The organism is Pseudomonas tohonis (assembly GCF_012767755.2).
Taxonomy (GTDB): Bacteria; Pseudomonadota; Gammaproteobacteria; order Pseudomonadales; family Pseudomonadaceae; genus Metapseudomonas; species Metapseudomonas tohonis.
This window is the reverse complement of record NZ_AP023189.1, coordinates 2361571-2381536: the sequence shown is the minus strand read 5'-3', so window position 1 is coordinate 2381536 and position 19966 is coordinate 2361571. Positions and strand designations below refer to the sequence as shown.

Sequence of the window (19966 nt, the reverse complement as noted above, 5' to 3'; positions counted from 1 at the left end):
GCAGGCCGCCTTCGGGGCGGTTGTGCAGGTGCAGTTCGCCGCCGTGCTCGCGGGTGATGCCGCGGCGGGCATTGCACTCCCGCCAACCCCGGGGGCCTTCATGCCGAACCCGCGAACCGGTGCTTGACCGGAAGGGAAGCGGAACGACAGTCTGCAAACTCTTCTCATTCAAAGACTGGTAGGAATACACATGTCCCGGCTCCCCGCCCCGCTGGATCGCTTGCCCTTCCCCGTCATCGGCTCGCCGCTGTTCATCATCAGCAACCCGAAACTCGTGATCGAACAGTGCAAGGCCGGCGTGGTCGGCTCGATGCCGGCACTCAACGCGCGCCCCGCCTCGCTGCTGGAGGACTGGCTGGCGGAGATCACCGAGACGCTGGACGCCTACAACCGCGCGAACCCCGACAACCCGGCGGCGCCCTTCTCGATCAACCAGATCGTGCACAAGAGCAACGACCGCCTGGAGCACGACATGGAGCTTTGCGTTAAGTACAAGGTGCCCATCGTCATCACCTCGCTGGGTGCCCGCGAGGACATCTACGCCGCCGCGCATTCCTATGGCGGCGTGGTGCTGCATGACGTGATCAACAACGCCTTCGCCCGCAAGGCCGTGGAGAAAGGCGCGGATGGCCTGATCGCGGTCGCCACCGGTGCCGGCGGCCATGCCGGGGTGAAGAGCCCGTTCGCGCTGATCCAGGAGATCCGCCAATGGTTCGACGGCCCGCTGGCCCTCTCCGGCGCCATCGCCACCGGCGGTGCCATCCTCGCGGCCCAGGCGATGGGCGCCGACTTCGCCTACATCGGCTCGGCCTTCATCGCCTGCGAGGAAGCCAACGCCACCGAAGGCTACAAGCGCGCCATCGTCGAGTGCTCATCCGATGACATCGTCTACAGCAACCTCTTCACCGGCGTACACGGCAACTACCTCAAGCCCTCGATCCTCGCGGCCGGGCTGGACCCGGACAACCTCGCCGAAAGCGACCCGAGCAAGATGAATTTCGGCAGCAGCGAGGCCAAGGCCTGGAAGGACATCTGGGGCTGTGGCCAGGGCATCGCCCCGATCGACAAGGTGCAGAAGGCGGCGGAGTACATCGCCCAGCTCAAGCGCGAATATGCCGAGGCCAGGGCGCGGCTGCTGCCGACTTGACTGTTGGTCAGCGGAAACAAATAGGGCGCCGGCGGTATCGATCCACTCCGCCGGTGTTCCGGAAGTGGGATGGAGCTGAGCCATTCACATAGGGCACGTTGGCTTCGTGTGTAACCCAGGGCGCCGCAACAGCAACACAGTCAGCTTTTCAACAGCCTGCTAGCTGAACGTCTGCATGTATGGCCCAGCACTCAGGCGGATAGCGGCAGCCACGTTCGGCGCCCGCTCACACAGTTCGGTCGAACGCGCCAGCACACGCTCTAGCGCTTCTAGTTGCCCACGAATGACCTCCTCCGGCCGAGCTACGTCGCACACGCTGGCGAACTCGAGCAACCCCTGCCTGGAAGCGAACAGTGACTTGTTACCGACCAGATCCAGTGCCAGTACGTCCTCGGGAATGTAGGCCGTGGTGTTGACGATGTCGTAGGCAGGCGCCAGCCGTGCATCACGCTGCGTAGGGTCGGAATACAGCAGTCCGAAGTTCTTCAGATGGGCATCACCGTTTCCAACGATGCAGCTCAAGCTGACCATCGCGAACAACTGGGCCAATGAATCCTGCACCTGCTCCGGCGAGCAGAACAGACGGATGGCCTTGGCGATGGCCGAGTAGCTCTTGCTGTACTTCTGCTCTGCAGCCAGGCCCATCAACGCGGCCATGTCTTCGAAGCCGATGGGGTCGAGTTGCTCATCCCGATCGAAACGGCGCATGACGAACAGCCTGGTGTTGTCGGACAGGTAGAACTCCGGCACCGCAATCCCCGCCTCCTTGGCCACGGACATGCAGAGGAACTCGTTGATCGCCAGCCCAGGAAACTCGTCTCGGCCACTCTTGATGATCAGTTCGGAGGTTTTCGACGTGAACCGCTGTGAAGCTGCGCCCGACTGCTCCGGAACCAGCACCTTCGGCTGCACGCCCGAGATCCCGGCGCGCAAAATGTAACGATCCACCAGGCTGGCAAAAATATCCTCGGTACCATCCCAGGCCAGGATTTCCTCCAGCCTTTCGCCCGGGAACTGCTGTCGCCGCAGAAGCGCATCGACCTCATCCGAGCTGACGGCTACCCGCCCGATAGGCGAACTGCTGCCGGAAAGCGCCAGCAGCAACATGGGATCGACACGCACCATCTTGGCCAGGCGATTGCGCAATTGTTCCAGGACATAGCCTTCCGGCAGGTTCATCTGGAAGATCGGGTGCAGCTCCCGGTGGCGGTATTCATCAACACGCACAGGCATAAGCAGGCTGATGGACGCCCGCGCCCTGGCCTCTTCGTGGTAGCGAAACAGATAGTCCCCGTTGGAGTCGAGAACCCTCCCGCTCTCGCCCTCCGGCGTTGCCACCCGCAGCACGGCTGTCATCAGGCGAACACTCCCTGGATCTCGTCCAGCGTCGGCATGGCCGCAGGTACCAGCGCGAACTCGCAGTCCATGGCTCCCAGCGCTCGCGCGTAGGCCACCATGCCAACCGACAAATCGCCTCTCTCGATAGCGATGACCTTCTGCCGGGTGATACCCGCCAGCTCAGCCAGCCTGGCCTGCGTGAGCCCGCGATTCAGGCGGCACTGCCGGATCTTCTCGCCAAGACGTGCCGTGATAAGGGAATGATCCATGTTCTATATACGTAACAAATGGAATTGAATGTAACGTATACCTAACTCGTTGAAAGATCAAAGCGAACCAGCACCGCTCTGATCACGCACCGAGAACGGCGTCATTCAGGCGACCCAACTGCCGCCGTCAGCGTGAGCATTGGCGGCTGTCCCGACATCCCAGGGCTGCGGAACCTCAGATGAGCCACCGCCGTGACGCTAAACCCCGCGCGTTGGGCCTCGTGCCTCGGCCCAACCCACACCTCTCCCCCTCAAACCCTCGGCCAGAGCACCGGGAACAGGCGGTGCTCCATGGGTGCGCCGGCTGCCAGTTCGTCCGCCAGCCCGGGGAATTCCGGGGAGGTGTTCCAGGGCCTGGGGGCGTGGACCATGTCGTCGCCGAGAAAGCGCAGGGAGAAAGCGCGGCGTCGGCGGTTGCCGCCCCCGCCGCCGGAGCCGTGGAGGGTGAGCATGTGGAAGAACACCGCGTCGCCCGGCTCCAGCTCCCAGCCGAGGATGTTCAAGCGGGAGCGGTCGGCTTCGATATCCGGCAGGTCGGCCAGGGAGCCTTCGGGGAACCAGCGGGCCTGGTTGTCGAGGAAGGTGCGCGGCATGAGCCAGGGGCCGAGGTGGGAGCCGGCGACGAACTCCAGCGTTGAGGCGCGCGCCACCGGGTCGACGGGCATCCACATGCTGCAGTTCTGCCGGCCCTCGACGTTGTAATAGGGCTGGTCCTGGTGCCAGGGCGTGCGCTGGCGGGTGTTGGGTTCCTTGACCAGCAGGTGGTCGTGATAGAGCCGCGCGGTGCCGCCGCCCATGAGCTGCGAGGCGACCGAGCCGACGCGGCTCTCGAAGATGAAGCGGCGGTATTCGTCGAATTCCCGCCAGTTGCAGAAGTCCTCGAAGAACCAGCCCGGGTCGTCGGGACGGCTGGCGACCTTGGCACGCTCGCTGGGGTTGGCGAGGTTGCGCTCGATGCCCTGCCTGAGCAGCGCCACCTCCTGGGCCTTGAAGAGTTGGCGCACGCAGATGGCGCCGTCGCGGTGGAAGTCTTCGATCAGCGAATGGGGTAGCTCGAATTCGTAGCGGTGCCGGGTCATGGCGGTTTCCTTTGCGTGCGTGATCAGGGACGAAGGGTCGATGCCGCATCGGCCGGCTCGTCGCCAGGCCCCTTCATCAGGTAGGCGATGCCGAGGAGCATGAGCCAGAGGCCGCCGATATAGAGCGCGGTGCGGGTGTCGGGGAAGCTCGCCATCACGGCGAAGACGAACAGCATGAAGGCGATCGCCAGGTACTGCCCCCAGGGCCAGAACGGCACCGGGAAGCGCAGCGCGGCGACCTCATCCGCGTCGAGCCGACGGCGCATGGCGACCTGGGAAAGCAGGATCATCAGCCACACCCAGACCACGGCGAAGGTCACCAGGGAGGCGAACAGCAGGAACAGCTCGTTGGGCAGCAGGTAGTTGAGCAGCACGCCGACGAGCAGCGCGAGGGTCATCACCAGGACCGTCATCCAGGGCACGCCGGCAGGCGAGAGCCGGGCGAAGGACGCCGGCGCCTGGCCATTGCCGGCCATGCCGTAGAGCATGCGGCCGGTGCAGAAGATATCGCTGTTGATGGCGGAGATGGCCGCCGAGATCACCACCAGGTTGAGGAGGGTCGCGGCGGCGTCGATGCCCAGCCCGCTGAATATCTGCACGAAGGGGCTACCCTGGCTGCCGATCTTCGGCCAGGGGTAGATGGCCATCAGCACCAGCAGGGTCAGCACGTAGAACAGCAGGATGCGCAGCGGCACCGAGTTGATGGCCTTGGGGATCATGCGTTGCGGGTCCTGCGCTTCACCGGCGGTGAGGCCGATCACCTCGATGCCGCCGAAGGCGAAGATGACGATGGTGAAGGACGCCACCATGCCCTCCAGCCCATTGGGGAAGAAGCCGCCATGGGCCCAGAGGTTGGCGAAGGAGGCCACCCCGCCCGCATCGCCCAGGCGGATGCCGAACACCAGCACCGTGAGCCCGGCGAGGATCATCGCGACGATGGCCACGACCTTGAGCAGCGAGAGCCAGAACTCCAGCTCGCCGAACACCCGCACGTTGCACAGGTTGATCGCGGCGATGACGAAAACGATGCCCAGCACCCAGACCCAGCGCGGCGTATCGGGAAACCACAGGCCCATGTAGATGCCGAAGGCGGTGACGTCGGCGAGGCACACCATCAGCATCGAGAAGACGTAGGTCCAGCCGGTGAGAAAGCCGGCGAAGCGCCCCAGGTAGTGGTTGGCGTAGTGGCCGAACGAACCGGCCACCGGTGTGCGCACGGCCATCTCGCCCAGGGCGCGCATCATCAGGTACACCGCCGCGCCGGCGATCAGGTACGCCAGCAGCACCGAGGGGCCGGCGCGCTGGATGGCCGCCGCCGAGCCGTAGAACAGCCCCGTGCCGATGGCGGAGCCGAGGGCCATGAAGCGGATATGCCGGGCATTGAGCCCACGGCGCATTGTCGAGTTCTGCATTGCGTTACCCCTTTCTTGTTGTTGTTCGTGTAGCGCAGGGCTGCATGCCCCCGTTGCCGGCCCCGCCCTAGCGCCCGTACCACCCCCAGGGCTCCTCGCTGATGTATTCGGTCACCTGCTTCACCTCCAGGTAGTTGTCGAGCCCCCAGGGGCCCAGCTCGCGGCCGAGGCCGCTGAGGCGGGTGCCGCCCCAGGGGGCCTGGACGAGGGCCGGTTGCGAGCAGTTGATCCAGGCCACGCCGACCCGCAGTTGCCCGGCGACGCGGCGGGCTTGGTCCAGGTCGGTGCTCATCACGGCGGCGGCGAAGCCGTAGAGGCTGTCGTTGGCCATCGCCACGGCCTGCTCCTCGGTGCCGAAGCGCTTCACGCTCAGCACCGGCCCGAGGATTTCGTGGCGCCAGAGGGGGCTGCCGGTGTGGGGCTCGTCGAAGACGGTGGGCTCGATGAAGTAGCCGATGTGCAAGCCCGGCGGGCGGCGGCCGCCGGTGAGCAGGCGCGCGTCCTGCCGGCCCTGGGCGATGACTTCCATCACCTGGCTGTAGCGGGCCGCGCTGACCAGCGGCCCCATCTGCACGCCCGGCTCGGTGCCGGGGCCGATGCAGATATCGCGCACGGCCTCCACCAGCCGCTCCAGCAAGCGCTCGGCGATGCCCTGCTGCACCAGCAGCCGCGAGGTGGCGCTGCCGGCCTGGCCCTGGTTGCGGAAGATGCCGTACAGGGCCCACTCCACGGCGGCATCGAGATCGGCGTCGTCGAAGACGATGAGAGAGGATTTGCCGCCCAGCTCCAGGGTCGGGTTGTTGAAGTCGGCAGCGGTATCGGCCACCAGCCTGGCGCCGGTGATCAGCCTCCCGGAGAAGGCCAGCTTGTCCACCTCCGGGTGCTGCGCCAGGGCCTGCCCCGTCTCGTGGCCACGGCCGGGCACGATGTTCAGCACACCCGGCGGCAGGCCCACCGCATGGGCGGTGTGGCCCAGTTGCAAGGCGGTCAGCGGAGTCAGTTCCGAGGGCTTGAGCACGCAGGTGGCGCCCGCTGCCAGGGCCGGTGCCACCTTGCGGGCGGCCATGAGCAGGGGGAAGTTCCAGGGCACGATCAGCGCGGCCACGCCCACGGGCTCGTGGCGGATGCGGCAGCTGAAGCGTGGGTCGTCCAGCGCCAGGGGCTGCTCCTGGCGCTCGTCCAGTTCGCAGGCCAGCCCGGCGTAGTAGCGGAAGCAGGCGATGGCCTCGGCGACATCCTGCCGGGCCTCGGGCAGCGGCTTGCCATTGTCGAGCACCTCCAGCAGGGCCAGCTCATCGGCACGGCGTTCGAGGTCATCGGCCATGGCCTCGAGAAAACGTGCACGCACGGCACCCCCGGTTTGGCCCCACTCCCCCTCGAAGGCACGACGCGCGGCCTGCACCGCCAGGTCCACCTCCTCGATGCCGGCCGCCGACAACTCCTGCAGGGTCATTTCAGTGGCGGGGTTGATGCTGCTCAAACGGTTGGGACGGCTCGGGCGGACCCAGCAGCCGTCGATGTAGAGCGTTGCCTCGTTCATGGTGGTTCCTTCACTCATGGGCCTGCGTGGGCCCTGGCTATGAGCGGCGCCCGGGGCAGGCCCCTGGCGACGCGCGGTGGCGGCGACATTCAGCACCGCCCACTCCCCTCCGGCCTCGCCAGAGGGGTGCTCGGCCGAGGTGGACCGCTGGCGAGCCGGGTAGAAAGGCGACCGACGCAAAAGGGCGCGCGCCGGCCGATCGGGAAGTGTCATTCCGGTGCCACGCTCAGCAAGGCGCGACGGCGATAGCCCAGCACCGCCAGCGCCAGGCTGGCCACCAATACCGGCACCGCTAGCCAGAGGAAGAAACCCGGCAGACTGCCTGCCTGGGCGAACAGCCAGGCGCCCAGCATGGAGCCGACGATGGACCCGGCGCGCCCCGCCGAGAGTGCCCAGCTCACGCCCGTGGCCCGGGCATCCACCGGGTACAGCGTGGCGGCGACGATGCTCAGGTTGGCCAGCAGCCCGCTGAGGCCGAAGCCCGCGATGAACACCATCAGCATCAGCTCCCTGGCGCTGCCCAGCTGCGAGCCGATCATCCCCAGGGCCAGCGCCGAGAACGCCGCCTGCAACGGCAGCACCCAGCGCGGCCCGACGCGGTCCAGCACCAGCGCCATGGCGATGCTGCCGAGCACCCCGCCCATGGGAATCATCGAGGCGATATGCGCCGACTCGCTCGCTCCGTAGCCGCTGGAACGGAGGATGGTGGGCAGCCAGTTGGTCAGCAGGTAGAACACGAAGAGCCCGCAGAAGAAGGTCAGCCACAGCATCAGCGTGCGCAGCACCCGTTCCCGCTGGAACAGGACGGACACCGGCGAGCGCGGCTGCTCGGGCAGGTCGCCCACCAGGATCGCGCCGCGCCAGCTGTCCCTGCCGCCAATGGCGGTGACCAGGCGCAACAGCGCCTTGCGCTGGCGCTTGTGGCCCACCAGGAAGTACAGCGACTCCGGCAGCCAGCGCATCAGCACCGGCACCAGGACCAGCGGCGCCAGGCCGCCGAGGGCGAGCATCCCCTCCCAGCCCAGCGCCGGCATCAACCAGGCCGCCACGCTGCCACCCAGGGCAAGGCCGAGGATGAACCCCGAATAGCTCAGGGTGGCCAGCAGCATGCGCCGGCGCCGTGGGGAATACTCCGATGACAGGGTGATGCAGTTGGGCAGCACGCCGCCCAGGCCGATGCCGGTGACGAAGCGCAACACCACCAGTTGCCCCAGCCAGGTGGAGAACGCCGCCGCCAGCGTGCCCAGGGCGAACACCAGGATGCCGGCCAGCAGCACACGCTTGCGCCCGAAGCGATCGGCCAGCGGCCCGCAGCACACCGCCCCCAGCAGCATGCCGAACAGCCCTGCGCCGAAGGCCGGCGCCAGCTCGCTGCGCTCAAGCCCCCACTCGAGGATCAGCTCCGGCGCGACGTAGCCGATCACGGCGGTGTCGAAGCCATCCAGCAACACGATGAGAAAACACAGGACCAGTACCCGCACCTGCAACCAGGAGAGCGGGCTGTCGTCGATGATGTCCGCTATACGCACGATTTTCGGCATGAAGGCTTCTCCCTGAAGCGAGCCCCGAATGGGCGAAAGCGACGCTAGCAATGCAGGGAGAACGGGGGCTATGGCGTGGGCGGTAGAGAGGCGATGGCGGGGATGTAAGGCGCGATGCGGGTGGCGTTGGAAACACGGACACACACGGAAGGGGCACCTGCCAGACCGGAGGCGGAAGTCCGCACACGACAGACCCGCCGCACGCTAAGCGATGGGCCCGCCAATGCAGCGCTCGAAGATTCGCTCAAGGCCCCGGTAGTCACAGAACACAGCCTCGATATTGGCCCGCAGCCACTCGTCCGCCTCTACCGACCACCAGCTGATTTCATAGCCCGCATTGACGATGAGGTGTTCGAGAGATGCGCTGGCAGCAATCTTGGAGAGGGAGCGTTCGGCTCGGTTCAGAGCCACGTCGCTGGTCAGACCCAGGCGATTGCGCAGGACCCGGGTGGCGGGGTAGCAGTACGGGTCCTAGCCCGTACCGTACTTGTCGACCATCAGTCTTGCCTGGAGCGGTAGGCACTCAGTACGGACTCACGTGAGGGCAGCTTTCGCTCGCCGTCGGCTGGCGTGGTCTCGAACCCTTCCAGGCGCAGGCTGGCCGCGTAGTTGGACTGGCGCGCCTTGGCGTAATAAGCCCTCTTGGCTTGCAGGGACGGCGTTGGCATCGGTGAACCTCCTGTCAGCAACCGCACGATTATAGCGGATCGCCCCACGCTTCTCCGCGCCCGTTGGCGGCGTCCGCTCTCATGACAAGCCCTCTACCCTCTCCCCCGATCCGCCTCAGAAGCGCTCGTCTGCCATCGCCGGCAGCACCAGCTCGCGCACGAAGGACGCCGTCGACAGGCGCAACGATGCGTCGACCAGGGTGACCACGTCGTGCACCGGGATCAGTTGACCCTCCCCTCGTGCCGCCGCCTCATCCAGCGGAGTGGCGAGGCCGTCATCGTTATTCAGATAGCCCAGTTGCAGCACCGTCACCGCCAGCCGCTGCTCGCGGAAGCCCTCGCGCAATGCATCGGCCATCCCGTTCAGCGCGAACTTGGAGGCACCGAACGCCACCTCGGGCCGCCCGCTGCGGTGCAGGGCGGAGGTGGAGCCGGTGAGGATCAGCTGCGGCCTGGCAGAGCCGAGCAGCCGCGGCACCAGGCGCTTGAGCAACAACAGCGTGGCGGTGATGTTCACCTCCACCAACCTGGCGAGCGTCTCATCGCTGTCGTTCAGGAAGTCGTAGCCCTCGCTGAAGGCCTGCGGCTCCCAGATGCCGATGTTGCAGATCAGCACATCGAGCTCTGCCGGTGCCTGGGCCTCGATATGCGCCACGGCCACCTTCGGCTCGGCCAGGTCGGCTTCGATCCACTGGATGTCGACGCCCGCGGCGACCGCCAGCCGATCCGGCCGGCTGCGCGACACACCCACGATCCGGTCCCCCGGCTTGCCCAGCCCCTCCACCAACGCACGACCCAGGCCCCGGCTGGCGCCTATCACCATCATCTTCACAAGGTCAGCTCCAGCGCAGATTGAGCACGAGGAAGTTCAGCAACACCCAGATCACCAGCACCAGGTGTGTCAGTTGCAGGCCCTCCTGGCGTATCCAGTAGGCGAACCAGAGCCCGCCCAGCAGCATGGCGAAGAGCGAGGCCAGGGCCACGCTCAGCGCCAGGTTCAACCAGGGTCGAGCGGCCTCCAGGCCACCGCCGAACAGCAGGAGATAACACCCCGCCCACACGGCGAGAACGGCCACCGCCTGCAGCACCACGATCACCCCCAGCGCCAGGCGATGCAGCGTCGGCGAAACCAGTGCCCGGCTGAGCAAGGGGATGTCGACCACGGGCGGCTGGCGCAAGGGCGCCATCGACAGCGTCGCCCCCACCGCCCCCACCGAGCTGGCGAAACCGTGCAGGTTGTTGACCAGGGCAATGCCGAGCCACAGCGCGAATCCGAGGAAGCACGTGGCCTGGAAGATCATCAATGAAGTCTGGGTGTCCATTCCGGGTCCTTGTTGGTTGCAAAAGACGCTTGCCACGCTCTGGGTGGCGGGCAAGAACGGGCAGGACGATAGAACCTCAAGCTAAGTTAAGGTCAATAGCAGGCAAGAAGGGAAAGTGGACCTGCCCGAGGCCGACGAGCGATACAGCCAGGGAGCCCGCCGATCACTGCGCCGGAATCCGCGAGCCATCTGGCGAAGCGCCCTTCCCCACCTGCACAGCCCAGGTGGGGAACCGAAGCGAATCCCATCGACCCGGAGTTTTCCAAACATGGTATTGATGCACTCCCGTTATCAATACGGTGACTCGGATGAGCATCAACTTCGATTTGAACGACCTCCAGGCGTTTCGGGCCGTGGTGGAGAACGGCAGTTTTCGCAAGGCGGCCGAGGCGGTGAAGATCACCCAGCCGGCACTGAGCCGGCGCATCGAGAAACTCGAATCCGCCCTCAACGTGAAGCTGTTCGAGCGGACGACCCGCCGGGTGAGCCTGACGGCGATCGGGCGTGCCTTCGTTCCCGAAGTGGAGCGGGTGCTCGACGAGCTGGACAACGCGTTGATGAGCATCAGCGATATCGCCTCCAGCAGGACGGAGCGCGTCACGGTCGCCTGCGTGCCTTCGGCGGCCTATTACTTCATGCCGCAGGCGATCAGCGAGTTTCATCGGTTGTATCCACGCATCAGGATCACGGTCGTGGATGCGAGCGCCCATGAAGTGAACGGCGCCGTGGCCAGTGGCGAGGCGGATTTCGGCGTCAGCTTCAGTGGGCACTTGAGCCCGGAAGTGACGTTCGACCTGCTGCTCGAAGAGCGCTATGTGATGGCCTGCCGGCGTGATCATCCCCTGGCGGACCGGGCCTCGGTGACCTGGTCGGAGATGTATGAGCACGACTACATCGCCCTGGACAAGACATCGGGGAACCGCCTCATCATGAGCCAGGCGCTGAAGCGCCTGCACCCTGCGAAGGACAGCATCTGCGAGACCCGGCACGTCACCACGGCGATAGGCCTGGTGGAGGCCGGGCTGGGCGTGGCGGCCGTCCCCTCGATCGCCATGCCGCGTACCCCTCACCCGATTCTCAAGGCCGTACCGCTGGAGGAGCCACAGGTGCTGCGCAACGTGGGCCTGATCAAGCGGCGCGGGCGTACGCTGACGCCCGCCGCGCTCGAGCTGGAACGGCTGGTCCGGAGCATGCCGGCCAGGCTAGCGGGGGATTGAATCCAGGCCGGTGGAGCGAACGACGGGTTGTGCCGCCGACGAGGACAGGTAGGCCAGCAACGCCTTCGCCCTCTCCGGGTGCTCGGCATTGCGGGGAATACCGGCGGAGTAGCGGGTTACGGACTGCAGCGACTCCGGGATCTTGCCGACGAAGGTGACGCCCGGCACGGGCAAGAGTTCGGCGACTTGCTGGAAGCCCATCTCGTACTCACCCGAGGCGACGGTGGAGGCAACCGGAATCCGTTCGATCATGCTTGCCTTCGGCCCGACCTGCTGCTGGACGCCGAGCTTCCTGAACAACTCGTTCTGGATGTAGACCCCGCTGGCGCTATCGGAATAGGCGAGCGACCGGGCGTTCAGCAGCGTGCGCTTCAGCGCTTCCTCGGTATCGATCGCCGGCTTGGGGGCGCCCTGCTTCACGACCATGCCGATGCGCGAATCCGCCAGCTCGACCCTGGAGGCCGGGTCCACCTTGCCCTGCTTGATCAGCTCATCCAGCGCATACCCGACCATGATCACGACGTCGGCGTGCTCCCCTCGCGCCAGGCGATTGGGGATGGCCTCGCGAGCATTGCCCATGGAGGGGCCGAGAATGGTGTTCACCGTATCGCCGCTGCTCTGCGCGTACTGCGGGCTCAGCAATTTGAAGGCCGCGGTGAAGCCGCCCGAGGTCATGACGTTCAGCTCTTCCGCGCGTGCGGTCGCATGGATCGCGCACAGGCCGAGGGCGAGCGCGACGAGACGTTTTGAAAATACCTTCATCGAAATGAATCCTCAGCAAGCGGGGACGGGCGCGCGCGAGGCGCTCCGGCGGTAGAGCACGAGGGTGGAACAGAGGGCGCAGAGCGCGGCGAAGGTCACCCAGTAGCCCGGCGCGCCCTTGTCGCCACTCAGGTGGATGAGCCAGGTGGAAATCGCGGGGGTGAAGCCGCCGAACACGGCGGTGGCCAGGCTGTAGGCCAGCGAGAAGCCGGCGACACGGACCTCCACCGGCATGATTTCGGTGAGGGCCGGGATCATCGCGCCGTTGTAGAGGCCATAGATGAACGACAGCCACAGCAGGACTTCCAGCATGTGCTCGAAACTCGGCGCCTGGGCGAGGAACGACAGCGCCGGGTAGGCCGTGAAGATGGCCAGCGTGGTCATGGCGATGAGGATGGGTTTGCGCCCGAAGCGATCGCTCAGGTGCCCGCCGATGGGGAGCCAGAAGAAGTTCGAGAGGCCGACCAGCAGGGTGACGAGCAAGGCGTCGGTGGTACTGAGATTCAGCACCGTCTTGCCGAATGTGGGCGCATACACGGTGATGAGGTAGAACGCGGTCGTGGTCATCGCCACCATCAGCATGCCGCCCAGGACGATGCTCCAGTTCGCGGCCAGGGTGGCGAAGACCTGCTTCATCGTCGGGCGCTGGGTGCGGCGGGTGAACTCCTCGGTTTCCTGGAGGCTGCGACGGAGGAAGAAGATGAAGGGGATGATGATGCAGCCGATGGCGAACGGAATCCTCCAGCCCCAGTCGGCGACCATCGACGGCGCCATCAGCTGGTTGAGGCCGTACCCCAGCGCGGCGGCTACGACGATGGCCGCCTGCTGGCTGGCGGACTGCCAGCTGGTGTAGAAGCCCTTGCGCCCCGGCGTGGCCATCTCCGCCAGGTAGACCGACACACCGCCCAGCTCGGCGCCCGCCGAGAAGCCCTGGAGCAGCCGCCCGACGAGCACCAGCAGCGGAGCCCACAGGCCGATGCTCGAGTAGCCCGGCACGAGAACGATCAGCAGCGTACCGCTGGCCATGATGGAAAGCGTGACGATCAACCCCTTCCGGCGGCCGACATCATCGATGTAGGCGCCCAGGATCACGGCCCCCAGCGGGCGCATCAGGAAGCCGGCGCCGAACACGGCGAAGGTCATCATCAGCGAGGCGAACTCACTCGAGGCAGGGAAGAAGACGGCCGCTATCTGCGTGGCGTAGAAGCCGAAGAGGAAGAAGTCGAACTGTTCGAGAAAGTTGCCGGACGTGACTCGGAATACAGCGCCCGCCTTGGAACGGGCGGCAGACGAGCCTGGCTTGGGGGAGGCATGCATGAGGTGTTTCTCCAGCGGTCTTGTTTGGGCTTATTAGCGCTTTCTGCCGCCGGATTCTGATTGACACACTTTGAAACGATAAGTGCTTTGTTTGCATCCATTGATGCATGGAATTTATCAATGCGCCTGGATCGGGCCCGCCGAGGCAGGCAGGAAGATGCAGGGATGCAGCGCTCGATGGCGCGCAGGGATGGTGCTCATTGGCTCCGGCTGACAGCAGAGCGCGACTGGGCACGGCCGCGTCGCTGCGGCCGGCTGAACATCCGCGCGCCCATCAGCTCACGCACGAACAACCCGAACAGCTCCGCCTGGGTGCCGATCTCCAGCTTGTCGTAGAGGTTGCGCCGGTGAACCTTCACCGTGCCCCGGGTGATGCGCAGCTGCTGGGCGATCTCGCTGCTGGAATAGCCCTGCAACAGCAGCTGCACCACCTTGCACTCGCGCGGCGTCAGCAGCTCCCGCGCAAACAGGCTGAACACCTCGCGCACATGGTCGCTGGGCTGCAGCGCATCCACCGGCGGCTGGCCCCGCGCCTCACAGGCCAGGCGCACCACCTCCTGCACCACCGGCGCCGCGATGCCCAGGAGCTCCAGCTCCTCCTCGCTGAACACCGCCCCACCCTGCCCGCGCATCAACGACAACACCGCGCGGCAACCCGGCGCGGGCGTGGTGAAGAAGCCCAGCTCCTCGCTCAATTCCAGGCGGCGGTAGTAGAGCTGGAAATAGTGGTTGTCCCGAAAGCTCCCCGGCGCCAGCGTGCGCATGCTGTAGAGGCCATCCGGCCGCTCGAAGGTGCAGGCGAGGAAGAACGGATCGAACAGGTACGAACCGCCACGGTAGTCGTCGATGAAGGTGGCCTGCAGCTCGGCGGGCAAGGTGTGGAACAGCGGCAAGGGCGCATCGCTGCCTTCGAAGAGGAACAGCGAGACGTGATCGACCGGGGCGGTTCGCTGCAGCCAGTCGGTCAAAGCCTGCAGCTGGGGTTGGCCCGGGGGTTGGGTGAGGATGGTGATGATGTCTTGGGTCCATTCAGCGAGACGCGCGTTCATGAAATTGAGCTCCCTCTCATTTAGAAAACATGCACCTCAAAATACAAGCATAGTTGTGAAATAAACACAATCTTGCTTGCTGTGCGCTCTTGTAGATTGCGCCGCATGAAAATTACCGACCGCTTAGATCTACTCGTGCAGGCACGGAAGCCGGATATCGATGTGCGGCGGATAAAGAGGGATATTGCCGATGCATGTGGAGTCAGCTACGAAGCGGTGCGTAGGTGGTACAGCGGCAATACCGAGAACCTGCGCAATGACAACCTTATCGCCATTGCCAGGAAGTACGACACCACCATCGACTGGCTGCTGACCGGCACCGGTGCCCCGCCACGCAAAGACACCGCATCGGTGGATATCCAGTCCTGGTTAACCACTGCGCAGGCCAGATTCAGCAAACTCGAAGAGCCCATCACGGCAGACGCGATTCAAGTCGTGCTGGAAGAGTTGAAAGGGGTCGCCACTCACCCAACTAGTGGCGATCGCAAAGAGATTTCAATCTCTCACTACAACTTCAATCAATCGCCCTCCAGCGCTCCGAGACCGGCTGATTACAGCGAAACCATCAGCAGCCTGACGCTCAATGAAGCCTTTCTGCAGGAAAAAGCTGCGGCGTATTCGAGTGCGGATCAACTGGCCATTGTCGTCCTGTGGGATAACAGCATGGCCGATACCCTCAACGACCGCGACGCCGTTATCGTCGATTGCGGCGTGAGCACCTTCAATGGCGACGGCGTCTACCTGATCAACTGGGCCGACCACCTGTTCATCCGCCGCCTGCAATTAGCGGGACAAGAGCAGCTTGAACTGATTGCGGACAACCCGAGCCACAAGCCGCGCACAGTGCCGATGGCGGATGTGGAGGTGCGTGGGCGGGTGTTGGTGGGGTTTGCGATCAAGAAGTTCTGATCCGCTGCGCTCTGATATTTTGGCTCGCTTAGAGCCACATCCGACAGATTGCGCTATTCAGGCCAATCCATCTGCTGTAGTGAACATCCGGTCTTCTCTTTCGGCATATCCGCGCCAGGTGCGCGAGCAGCTCCAACCTGAAACGGAAGAGTCAGGCGATCAGAGCGCAGGCCAGTGTGCCGCGTTGGTCAACATGATCCAACTCTCCAGCAATTCACGTATGACAGCAGAGCGCCCGCAGGACGCTGGATAGGCTTCGATGGCCGCAGGCGCTGGTTTTCGGTTCATACGCCTCAACGCTCAATGGTGGGCGCGAAGCGCGCAAGCACATGCATACCCTTGGTATGCCTGGCTGCCGATCATGCCTTTAATCGCGGAAAGTGAGGGGAGCCCTCTTTCGAAGAGGAAGCCTAGGTTGCGGAAAAGGTCATGACTCTCCCCTCCATGCCCCTCAGCTCCTTAGCTCCTTAGCTCCTAGAGCTAGAAAAATCACGAAGAGCTACTCAAATCAACCGCACACAGCTTTAGGTTCCACCTGCTCAAGCGCAGCTGTCCTCTCGTCGAACGCTTTCACTTTTTCGAAGAGCAATCGGAAGACGACTCTGGCGATCTTAGATGCCAATAGCGGTGGAACGGCATTGCCAACCTGATGGAATTGCTCGGTTCGATTTCCTTGGAAGAAGTAGTTATCTGGGAAGGTTTGAATACGAGCTGCTTCACGCACAGACAGGCTGCGGCACTGTTGCGGGTCATAGTGGATGAAGTAGTGCCCGTCCTTGGAGATATGGCTGGTGATCGTCGTAGCCGGCAGATTCTCCGTCTGTACTCGGAATCGATCGCTGAATACGCCACTCTCCCAGTTCTTATGGTCGGGCGCCAAGCCCTCAAGGTTGAAACCTTTGTGTCCCTTTGGGGAAAAACCATTGAGCTTGGCGTAGGCAGCTGCAAAAACATAGCGACGCAGATCGGTCGGCATATGCCCTCGAACCTCATGGTTAAGCCAGCAATTCAGATCCTTGTCTCGGTACCACTCATCAAGAGCTTGATTGCCAGTCGCGCCATCAACGTTGCCGGGAGCTCGCGGAACCCTTCTTGCACCAGGGGTTGCCGGAGGATTGAAGTCCTTCGTGACATCGCCCAAAGCTCGCCACAGCTCCTCTTTAACATCGACCTGATCGCGCAAGTACCTCACTTGGTCTACTACGACAGAGGCCCACGCATCTTGGCTATCCTCAATCTTGGTCAAGCTGCTACGCAGCTTTGGCAAATTCCCCAGAACCTGCCCCACAGTAGCCACCGGGCTGTCCTTGCTCAGCTTTACTTGGGTCACATCATCAGGGAGGCAGTCTTCTGCGATCCCCAATAGGATGACGCGATGTCGAGCCTGAGGAATGCCGTAGTCCTCAGCTCTGATGATGAATGCCCGCGGATCAATCTTGTCGACATCGTCATCCGGGGCAAAATGTGTCCCAGTCACCAACGAATAGATGTGGTAGCGCTTACCGGCCTCACCCTCAGGGGGCGCAGACAGGTCTTTCAGTATGTTGGAGAATATCCGCTCGTTGTTGATCTTGGAGGAGAGAATGCCCTTCACGTTTTCCATCACGAAGATGGTCGGCTGCTTCTCTCGAATAATTCGCAGGTATTCCTTGTAGAGGAAGTGGCGGTGATCCTCTTCAGCCACGTAGTCGACCTTGGCCTGATTACGGGCACGCCCGACGACGGAGTAAGCCTGACAGGGCGGACCACCAATAAGAACCCACGGGCGCTCGTGCTGGAGGCCGCCAGGACGTTGATCCAGAGCATTGTCTAAAGCCGCGTTTCCCTCGACGCTACCAAGGGTGATGCACTGGGCCTCTTTGGCTGCCTTCTCCCATAGCTCTCTTGTTTCGTCCGAAGGAGTGAATTCACCGGATGCGGATGGGTCATTGCAGTACTTATAGTACTCATGGAGGCGGTCACGCCGCTCCTTCTTGAGCAGCCGATAAAAGGCCCTCAGACGAAGAGTTTGCCAGGCTTTAGGATCCTTTTCCGCAGACACGACGATGTCAAAGCGGTTGCCTTCGCCGAACGAAGTGAAACCTTCTCCCAAGCCCCCGGGGCCCGCGAAGAGGTCAACCACTTGGATAGCACGGGCAAGCTCTTCTGTTGGGTCTTTGAGCGTATCTTCGAAGAGGTTCTGCTGGTCTTGAGTCATGGACATAGTCAGTAAAGAAATCAGGTCTCGCATGATGGCGGGCATTCGTAGCCGTGACACATCGCCGGAAATGAAAGTCCGGCGTCTGTTACATCGACACGGCTTCAGGTATCGCCTGCACCAAAAGGACCTCCCTGGAAGGCCGGATCTGGTGCTTCCGCGCTATCGCGTATGCATTTTTGTGCATGGGTGCTTCTGGCATCGGCACCTCGGTTGTCGCTATGCGACTACCCCCAGTACCCGCCCGGAATTCTGGCAGAGCAAATTTGACCAGAACGTCGCCCGAGATACCAGGAACAAGAATGCCCTGCTGGCCATGGGGTGGCGAGTGCTGGAGCTGTGGGAGTGCGGGATACGCGGGCCGGAAGCAGAGATGAACTGGCTTTTGGAAACCGTGCCGGATTGTAATCAAAAATATATCTCCTGGCCCGCCTTTCCTGCCCCAGTCACTGCCTGACGGTTGAGGCTTGCCGTTGCTGGGTTCGATGGGACGGTGTCACGATATTCCCTATACGCTTACCCCGATGCGCCAACCTAAGTAATTCGGGCTGGGCTCTCCGGCCACAAGATGGCAAAGTGACACCAAAAGGAGCGGCCTGGATGTCGAACGGAACGACCCGTCCAGCGAACCAGGACCGTTGATAACTCTGGACTGCAAGTAAGGAATGCTGCCGTGACAACCCCGCAGATCGAAGCCTTCGTTCGTCAGATTCGCGACAAACTCCCTACCCACGACACGCCTGAGCAAGCCGCGCAAGCCTTGAGGCAGGACATCACCAGCATGGGAATTTCGTTCTCCGAGGAAATGGAGCAGAGCCTGACATTCGCCTTGGAGCAGGTTGTAGCTTCGCTTGAGGATGTCGAAATTCTTCGTCGCAACTCTCTCGTCAAGAAGCGTGACCCTTGGTACACGGTGAATCGCCCCGGGTTTCGTGGAGGCCCCAACTCTTGAGAAGATGAGGCCATGAGAAAGACTACGACCTACTCCCCCGAAGTCCGTGAACGTGCTGTGCGCATGGTTCTGGAACACCTGAACGACTACCCCTCCGAGTGGGCGGCCATTGAGGCCATTGCGCCGAAAATCGGCTGCGCAGCGCAAACCCTGCATGGCTGGATTCGCCGCCAGCAGACCGATGCCGGTCAGCGCCCTGGTCAGACCAGCGAAGAGCGCGAGCGCATAAAGGCCCTGGAGCGCGAGAACCGCGAGCTGCGCAAAGCCAACGAGATTCTGCGCCTGGCCAGTGCGTATTTTGCCCAGGCGGAGCTCGACCGCCGCACCAAATCCTGAGGGCATTTGTCGATCAGCATCGTGACCGTCTCGGGGTCGAGTCGATCTGCCGTGTCTTGCAGATCGCCCCGTCCGGTTACCGCAGGCACGCGGCTCAGCAGCGCAACCCGGCATTACGTTGCTGCCGTGCTCGACGCGATGACGCATTGATCCTGGAAATCCAGCGTGTATGGGACACCAACATGCAGTGTTATGGCGCGATGAAGGTCTGGAAGCAGCTCCGGCGAGAAGGCACCGAGGTGGCCAGATGCACGGTGGAGCGGTTGATGCGTCGGGCTGGATTACAGGGCATCAGGCGCGGCCAGGTCATGCGAACAACGGTGGCCGGCGACAAGTCGCTCTGTCCGCTGGATCGTGTGCAGCGCCAGTTCCATGCCGACCGTCCAAATCAGCTGTGGGTGTCGGACTTCACGTACGTGTCGACCTGGCAGGGCTGGCTGTATGTGGCCTTCGTGATTGACGTGTTTGCGCGGCGGATCGTTGGCTGGCGAGTCAGTACCAGCATGAAGACCGACTTCGTGCTGGATGCTCTGGAGCAAGCCCTGTATGCCCGCCAGCCGCATTGCACGGGTGGTCTGATCCATCACAGCGACCGTGGCAGCCAGTATGTCTCGATCCGCTACACCGAGCGGCTGGCAGAGGCCGGTATTGAACCCTCGGTTGGCAGCAAGGGCGACAGCTACGACAACGCCTTGGCTGAGACTATCAACGGGCTGTACAAGGCCGAGCTGATTTACCGCCAGTCGTGGAAGAGCCGCGAGGCTGTTGAGATGGCGACCTTGAAATGGGTGCACTGGTACAACCACCAGCGCCTGTTGAGCTCAATCGGCTATATCCCGCCTGCGGAGGCTGAGGCAAACTTCCACCAGCAACAAGCAGGTCAGGCCATGGCGGCCTGACTTAAACGAAAC

20 protein-coding genes and 1 other annotated feature are annotated in these 19966 nt (G+C 63.6%); of the genes, 6 read left to right on the top strand and 14 right to left on the bottom strand.

Features of this window, described 5'->3' with window-relative positions; genetic code table 11:
- The first annotated feature begins 190 nt into the window (after positions 1 to 190).
- Positions 191 to 1147 carry an NAD(P)H-dependent flavin oxidoreductase gene (locus HSX14_RS10955; RefSeq protein WP_173179416.1) on the top strand — a complete coding sequence of 319 codons (957 nt, stop codon included), beginning with the start codon at positions 191 to 193 and terminating at the stop codon, positions 1145 to 1147.
- A 159-nt stretch (positions 1148 to 1306) separates the two neighbouring features.
- Here HSX14_RS10955 and HSX14_RS10950 read toward each other — a convergent pair whose 3' ends face one another.
- The 10 genes from HSX14_RS10950 to HSX14_RS10910 all read right to left on the bottom strand — a co-directional run bounded on the left by HSX14_RS10950 (position 1307) and on the right by HSX14_RS10910 (position 10316).
- Positions 1307 to 2503: a type II toxin-antitoxin system HipA family toxin gene (locus HSX14_RS10950; protein WP_173179414.1), complete on the bottom strand. Its 1197-nt coding sequence runs from the start codon at positions 2501 to 2503 to the stop codon at positions 1307 to 1309.
- Entirely contained in the window at positions 2503 to 2754 is a 252-nt protein-coding gene (locus HSX14_RS10945) for a helix-turn-helix transcriptional regulator (protein ID WP_173179412.1), read from the bottom strand. Before HSX14_RS10945 ends, HSX14_RS10950 begins: the two co-directional genes overlap by 1 nt.
- Positions 2755 to 3005: 251 nt before the next feature.
- Positions 3006 to 3833 (bottom strand): phytanoyl-CoA dioxygenase family protein, encoded by an 828-nt coding sequence (locus HSX14_RS10940; RefSeq protein ID WP_173179410.1) that lies wholly within the window; start codon positions 3831 to 3833, stop codon positions 3006 to 3008.
- A gap of 23 nt (positions 3834 to 3856) precedes the next feature.
- Positions 3857 to 5245, bottom strand: a complete 1389-nt coding sequence (locus HSX14_RS10935; protein WP_173179408.1) for an amino acid permease — start codon at positions 5243 to 5245, stop codon at positions 3857 to 3859.
- 67 nt (positions 5246 to 5312) lie between these two features.
- Positions 5313 to 6785, bottom strand: coding sequence for an aldehyde dehydrogenase family protein (locus HSX14_RS10930; RefSeq protein WP_173179406.1), 1473 nt, complete (start codon positions 6783 to 6785; stop codon positions 5313 to 5315).
- Between the two features lie 209 nt (positions 6786 to 6994).
- Positions 6995 to 8326, bottom strand: coding sequence for an MFS transporter (locus HSX14_RS10925; protein WP_173179404.1), 1332 nt, complete (start codon positions 8324 to 8326; stop codon positions 6995 to 6997).
- 204 nt (positions 8327 to 8530) lie between these two features.
- Positions 8531 to 8767 (bottom strand): hypothetical protein, encoded by a 237-nt coding sequence (locus tag HSX14_RS31160; RefSeq protein WP_228723617.1) that lies wholly within the window; start codon positions 8765 to 8767, stop codon positions 8531 to 8533.
- 56 nt (positions 8768 to 8823) lie between these two features.
- Entirely contained in the window at positions 8824 to 8994 is a 171-nt protein-coding gene (locus HSX14_RS10920; protein WP_173179402.1) for a YhfG family protein, read from the bottom strand.
- Between the two features lie 115 nt (positions 8995 to 9109).
- Entirely contained in the window at positions 9110 to 9826 is a 717-nt protein-coding gene (locus HSX14_RS10915) for an SDR family NAD(P)-dependent oxidoreductase (protein ID WP_173179400.1), read from the bottom strand.
- A 4-nt stretch (positions 9827 to 9830) separates the two neighbouring features.
- Positions 9831 to 10316, bottom strand: coding sequence for a DUF2165 family protein (locus HSX14_RS10910; protein WP_173179398.1), 486 nt, complete (start codon positions 10314 to 10316; stop codon positions 9831 to 9833).
- A 308-nt stretch (positions 10317 to 10624) separates the two neighbouring features.
- On the opposite strand from HSX14_RS10910, the gene HSX14_RS10905 reads away from it, so the two are divergent.
- Positions 10625 to 11533 (top strand): LysR family transcriptional regulator, encoded by a 909-nt coding sequence (locus tag HSX14_RS10905; RefSeq protein ID WP_173179396.1) that lies wholly within the window; start codon positions 10625 to 10627, stop codon positions 11531 to 11533.
- Here HSX14_RS10905 and HSX14_RS10900 read toward each other — a convergent pair.
- The 3 genes from HSX14_RS10900 to HSX14_RS10890 all read right to left on the bottom strand — a co-directional run bounded on the left by HSX14_RS10900 (position 11519) and on the right by HSX14_RS10890 (position 14661).
- Complete coding sequence (locus HSX14_RS10900; RefSeq protein WP_173179394.1) at positions 11519 to 12295, bottom strand: molybdate ABC transporter substrate-binding protein; 777 nt, start codon at positions 12293 to 12295, stop codon at positions 11519 to 11521. The genes HSX14_RS10905 and HSX14_RS10900 overlap by 15 nt on opposite strands.
- 12 nt (positions 12296 to 12307) lie before the next feature.
- A complete protein-coding gene (tcuC, locus tag HSX14_RS10895; protein WP_173179392.1) occupies positions 12308 to 13612 on the bottom strand; it encodes an MFS transporter in 1305 nt (434 codons plus the stop codon).
- Positions 13613 to 13809: 197 nt separating this feature from the next.
- Positions 13810 to 14661, bottom strand: coding sequence for a helix-turn-helix transcriptional regulator (locus HSX14_RS10890; RefSeq protein WP_175384248.1), 852 nt, complete (start codon positions 14659 to 14661; stop codon positions 13810 to 13812).
- Between the two features lie 105 nt (positions 14662 to 14766).
- On the opposite strand from HSX14_RS10890, the gene HSX14_RS10885 reads away from it, so the two are divergent.
- Complete coding sequence (locus tag HSX14_RS10885; RefSeq protein ID WP_173180431.1) at positions 14767 to 15570, top strand: XRE family transcriptional regulator; 804 nt, start codon at positions 14767 to 14769, stop codon at positions 15568 to 15570.
- Positions 15571 to 16078: 508 nt separating this feature from the next.
- Here HSX14_RS10885 and HSX14_RS10880 read toward each other — a convergent pair.
- Positions 16079 to 17767, bottom strand: a complete 1689-nt coding sequence (locus tag HSX14_RS10880) for a DNA cytosine methyltransferase (RefSeq protein WP_173180432.1) — start codon at positions 17765 to 17767, stop codon at positions 16079 to 16081.
- Between HSX14_RS10880 and HSX14_RS10875 the strand changes: the two genes are divergently transcribed.
- From HSX14_RS10875 to HSX14_RS10865, 3 genes are all read left to right on the top strand, one after another.
- Positions 17766 to 18224 (top strand): very short patch repair endonuclease, encoded by a 459-nt coding sequence (locus tag HSX14_RS10875; RefSeq protein ID WP_173180433.1) that lies wholly within the window; start codon positions 17766 to 17768, stop codon positions 18222 to 18224. The genes HSX14_RS10880 and HSX14_RS10875 overlap by 2 nt on opposite strands.
- 216 nt (positions 18225 to 18440) lie before the next feature.
- Positions 18441 to 18719 carry a hypothetical protein gene (locus tag HSX14_RS10870; RefSeq protein WP_173180434.1) on the top strand — a complete coding sequence of 93 codons (279 nt, stop codon included), beginning with the start codon at positions 18441 to 18443 and terminating at the stop codon, positions 18717 to 18719.
- A 12-nt stretch (positions 18720 to 18731) separates the two neighbouring features.
- Positions 18732 to 19954 (top strand): IS3 family transposase gene (locus tag HSX14_RS10865; protein WP_173180457.1). Its coding sequence is split into 2 segments (ribosomal slippage): positions 18732 to 19017 and positions 19017 to 19954, totalling 1224 coding nucleotides; the frame shifts between segments, so codons are not numbered across the junction.
- Positions 19010 to 19126: a sequence feature (AL1L pseudoknot), on the top strand. (Overlaps the previous gene by 117 nt.)
- Positions 19955 to 19966: the final 12 nt, after the last annotated feature.

Coding starts and splice junctions, on each gene's coding strand:
- HSX14_RS10890 (WP_175384248.1), bottom strand. CDS start 14,661: ATGAACGCGCGTCTCGCTGAATGGACCCAAGACATCATCACCATCCTC.
- tcuC (WP_173179392.1), bottom strand. CDS start 13,612: ATGCATGCCTCCCCCAAGCCAGGCTCGTCTGCCGCCCGTTCCAAGGCG.
- HSX14_RS10910 (WP_173179398.1), bottom strand. CDS start 10,316: ATGGACACCCAGACTTCATTGATGATCTTCCAGGCCACGTGCTTCCTC.
- HSX14_RS10875 (WP_173180433.1), top strand. CDS start 17,766: ATGGACATAGTCAGTAAAGAAATCAGGTCTCGCATGATGGCGGGCATT.
- HSX14_RS10955 (WP_173179416.1), top strand. CDS start 191: ATGTCCCGGCTCCCCGCCCCGCTGGATCGCTTGCCCTTCCCCGTCATC.
- HSX14_RS10880 (WP_173180432.1), bottom strand. CDS start 17,767: ATGACTCAAGACCAGCAGAACCTCTTCGAAGATACGCTCAAAGACCCA.
- HSX14_RS10920 (WP_173179402.1), bottom strand. CDS start 8,994: ATGCCAACGCCGTCCCTGCAAGCCAAGAGGGCTTATTACGCCAAGGCG.
- HSX14_RS10945 (WP_173179412.1), bottom strand. CDS start 2,754: ATGGATCATTCCCTTATCACGGCACGTCTTGGCGAGAAGATCCGGCAG.
- HSX14_RS10925 (WP_173179404.1), bottom strand. CDS start 8,326: ATGCCGAAAATCGTGCGTATAGCGGACATCATCGACGACAGCCCGCTC.
- HSX14_RS10905 (WP_173179396.1), top strand. CDS start 10,625: ATGAGCATCAACTTCGATTTGAACGACCTCCAGGCGTTTCGGGCCGTG.
- HSX14_RS10885 (WP_173180431.1), top strand. CDS start 14,767: ATGAAAATTACCGACCGCTTAGATCTACTCGTGCAGGCACGGAAGCCG.
- HSX14_RS10935 (WP_173179408.1), bottom strand. CDS start 5,245: ATGCAGAACTCGACAATGCGCCGTGGGCTCAATGCCCGGCATATCCGC.
- HSX14_RS10940 (WP_173179410.1), bottom strand. CDS start 3,833: ATGACCCGGCACCGCTACGAATTCGAGCTACCCCATTCGCTGATCGAA.
- HSX14_RS10930 (WP_173179406.1), bottom strand. CDS start 6,785: ATGAACGAGGCAACGCTCTACATCGACGGCTGCTGGGTCCGCCCGAGC.
- HSX14_RS10950 (WP_173179414.1), bottom strand. CDS start 2,503: ATGACAGCCGTGCTGCGGGTGGCAACGCCGGAGGGCGAGAGCGGGAGG.
- HSX14_RS10900 (WP_173179394.1), bottom strand. CDS start 12,295: ATGAAGGTATTTTCAAAACGTCTCGTCGCGCTCGCCCTCGGCCTGTGC.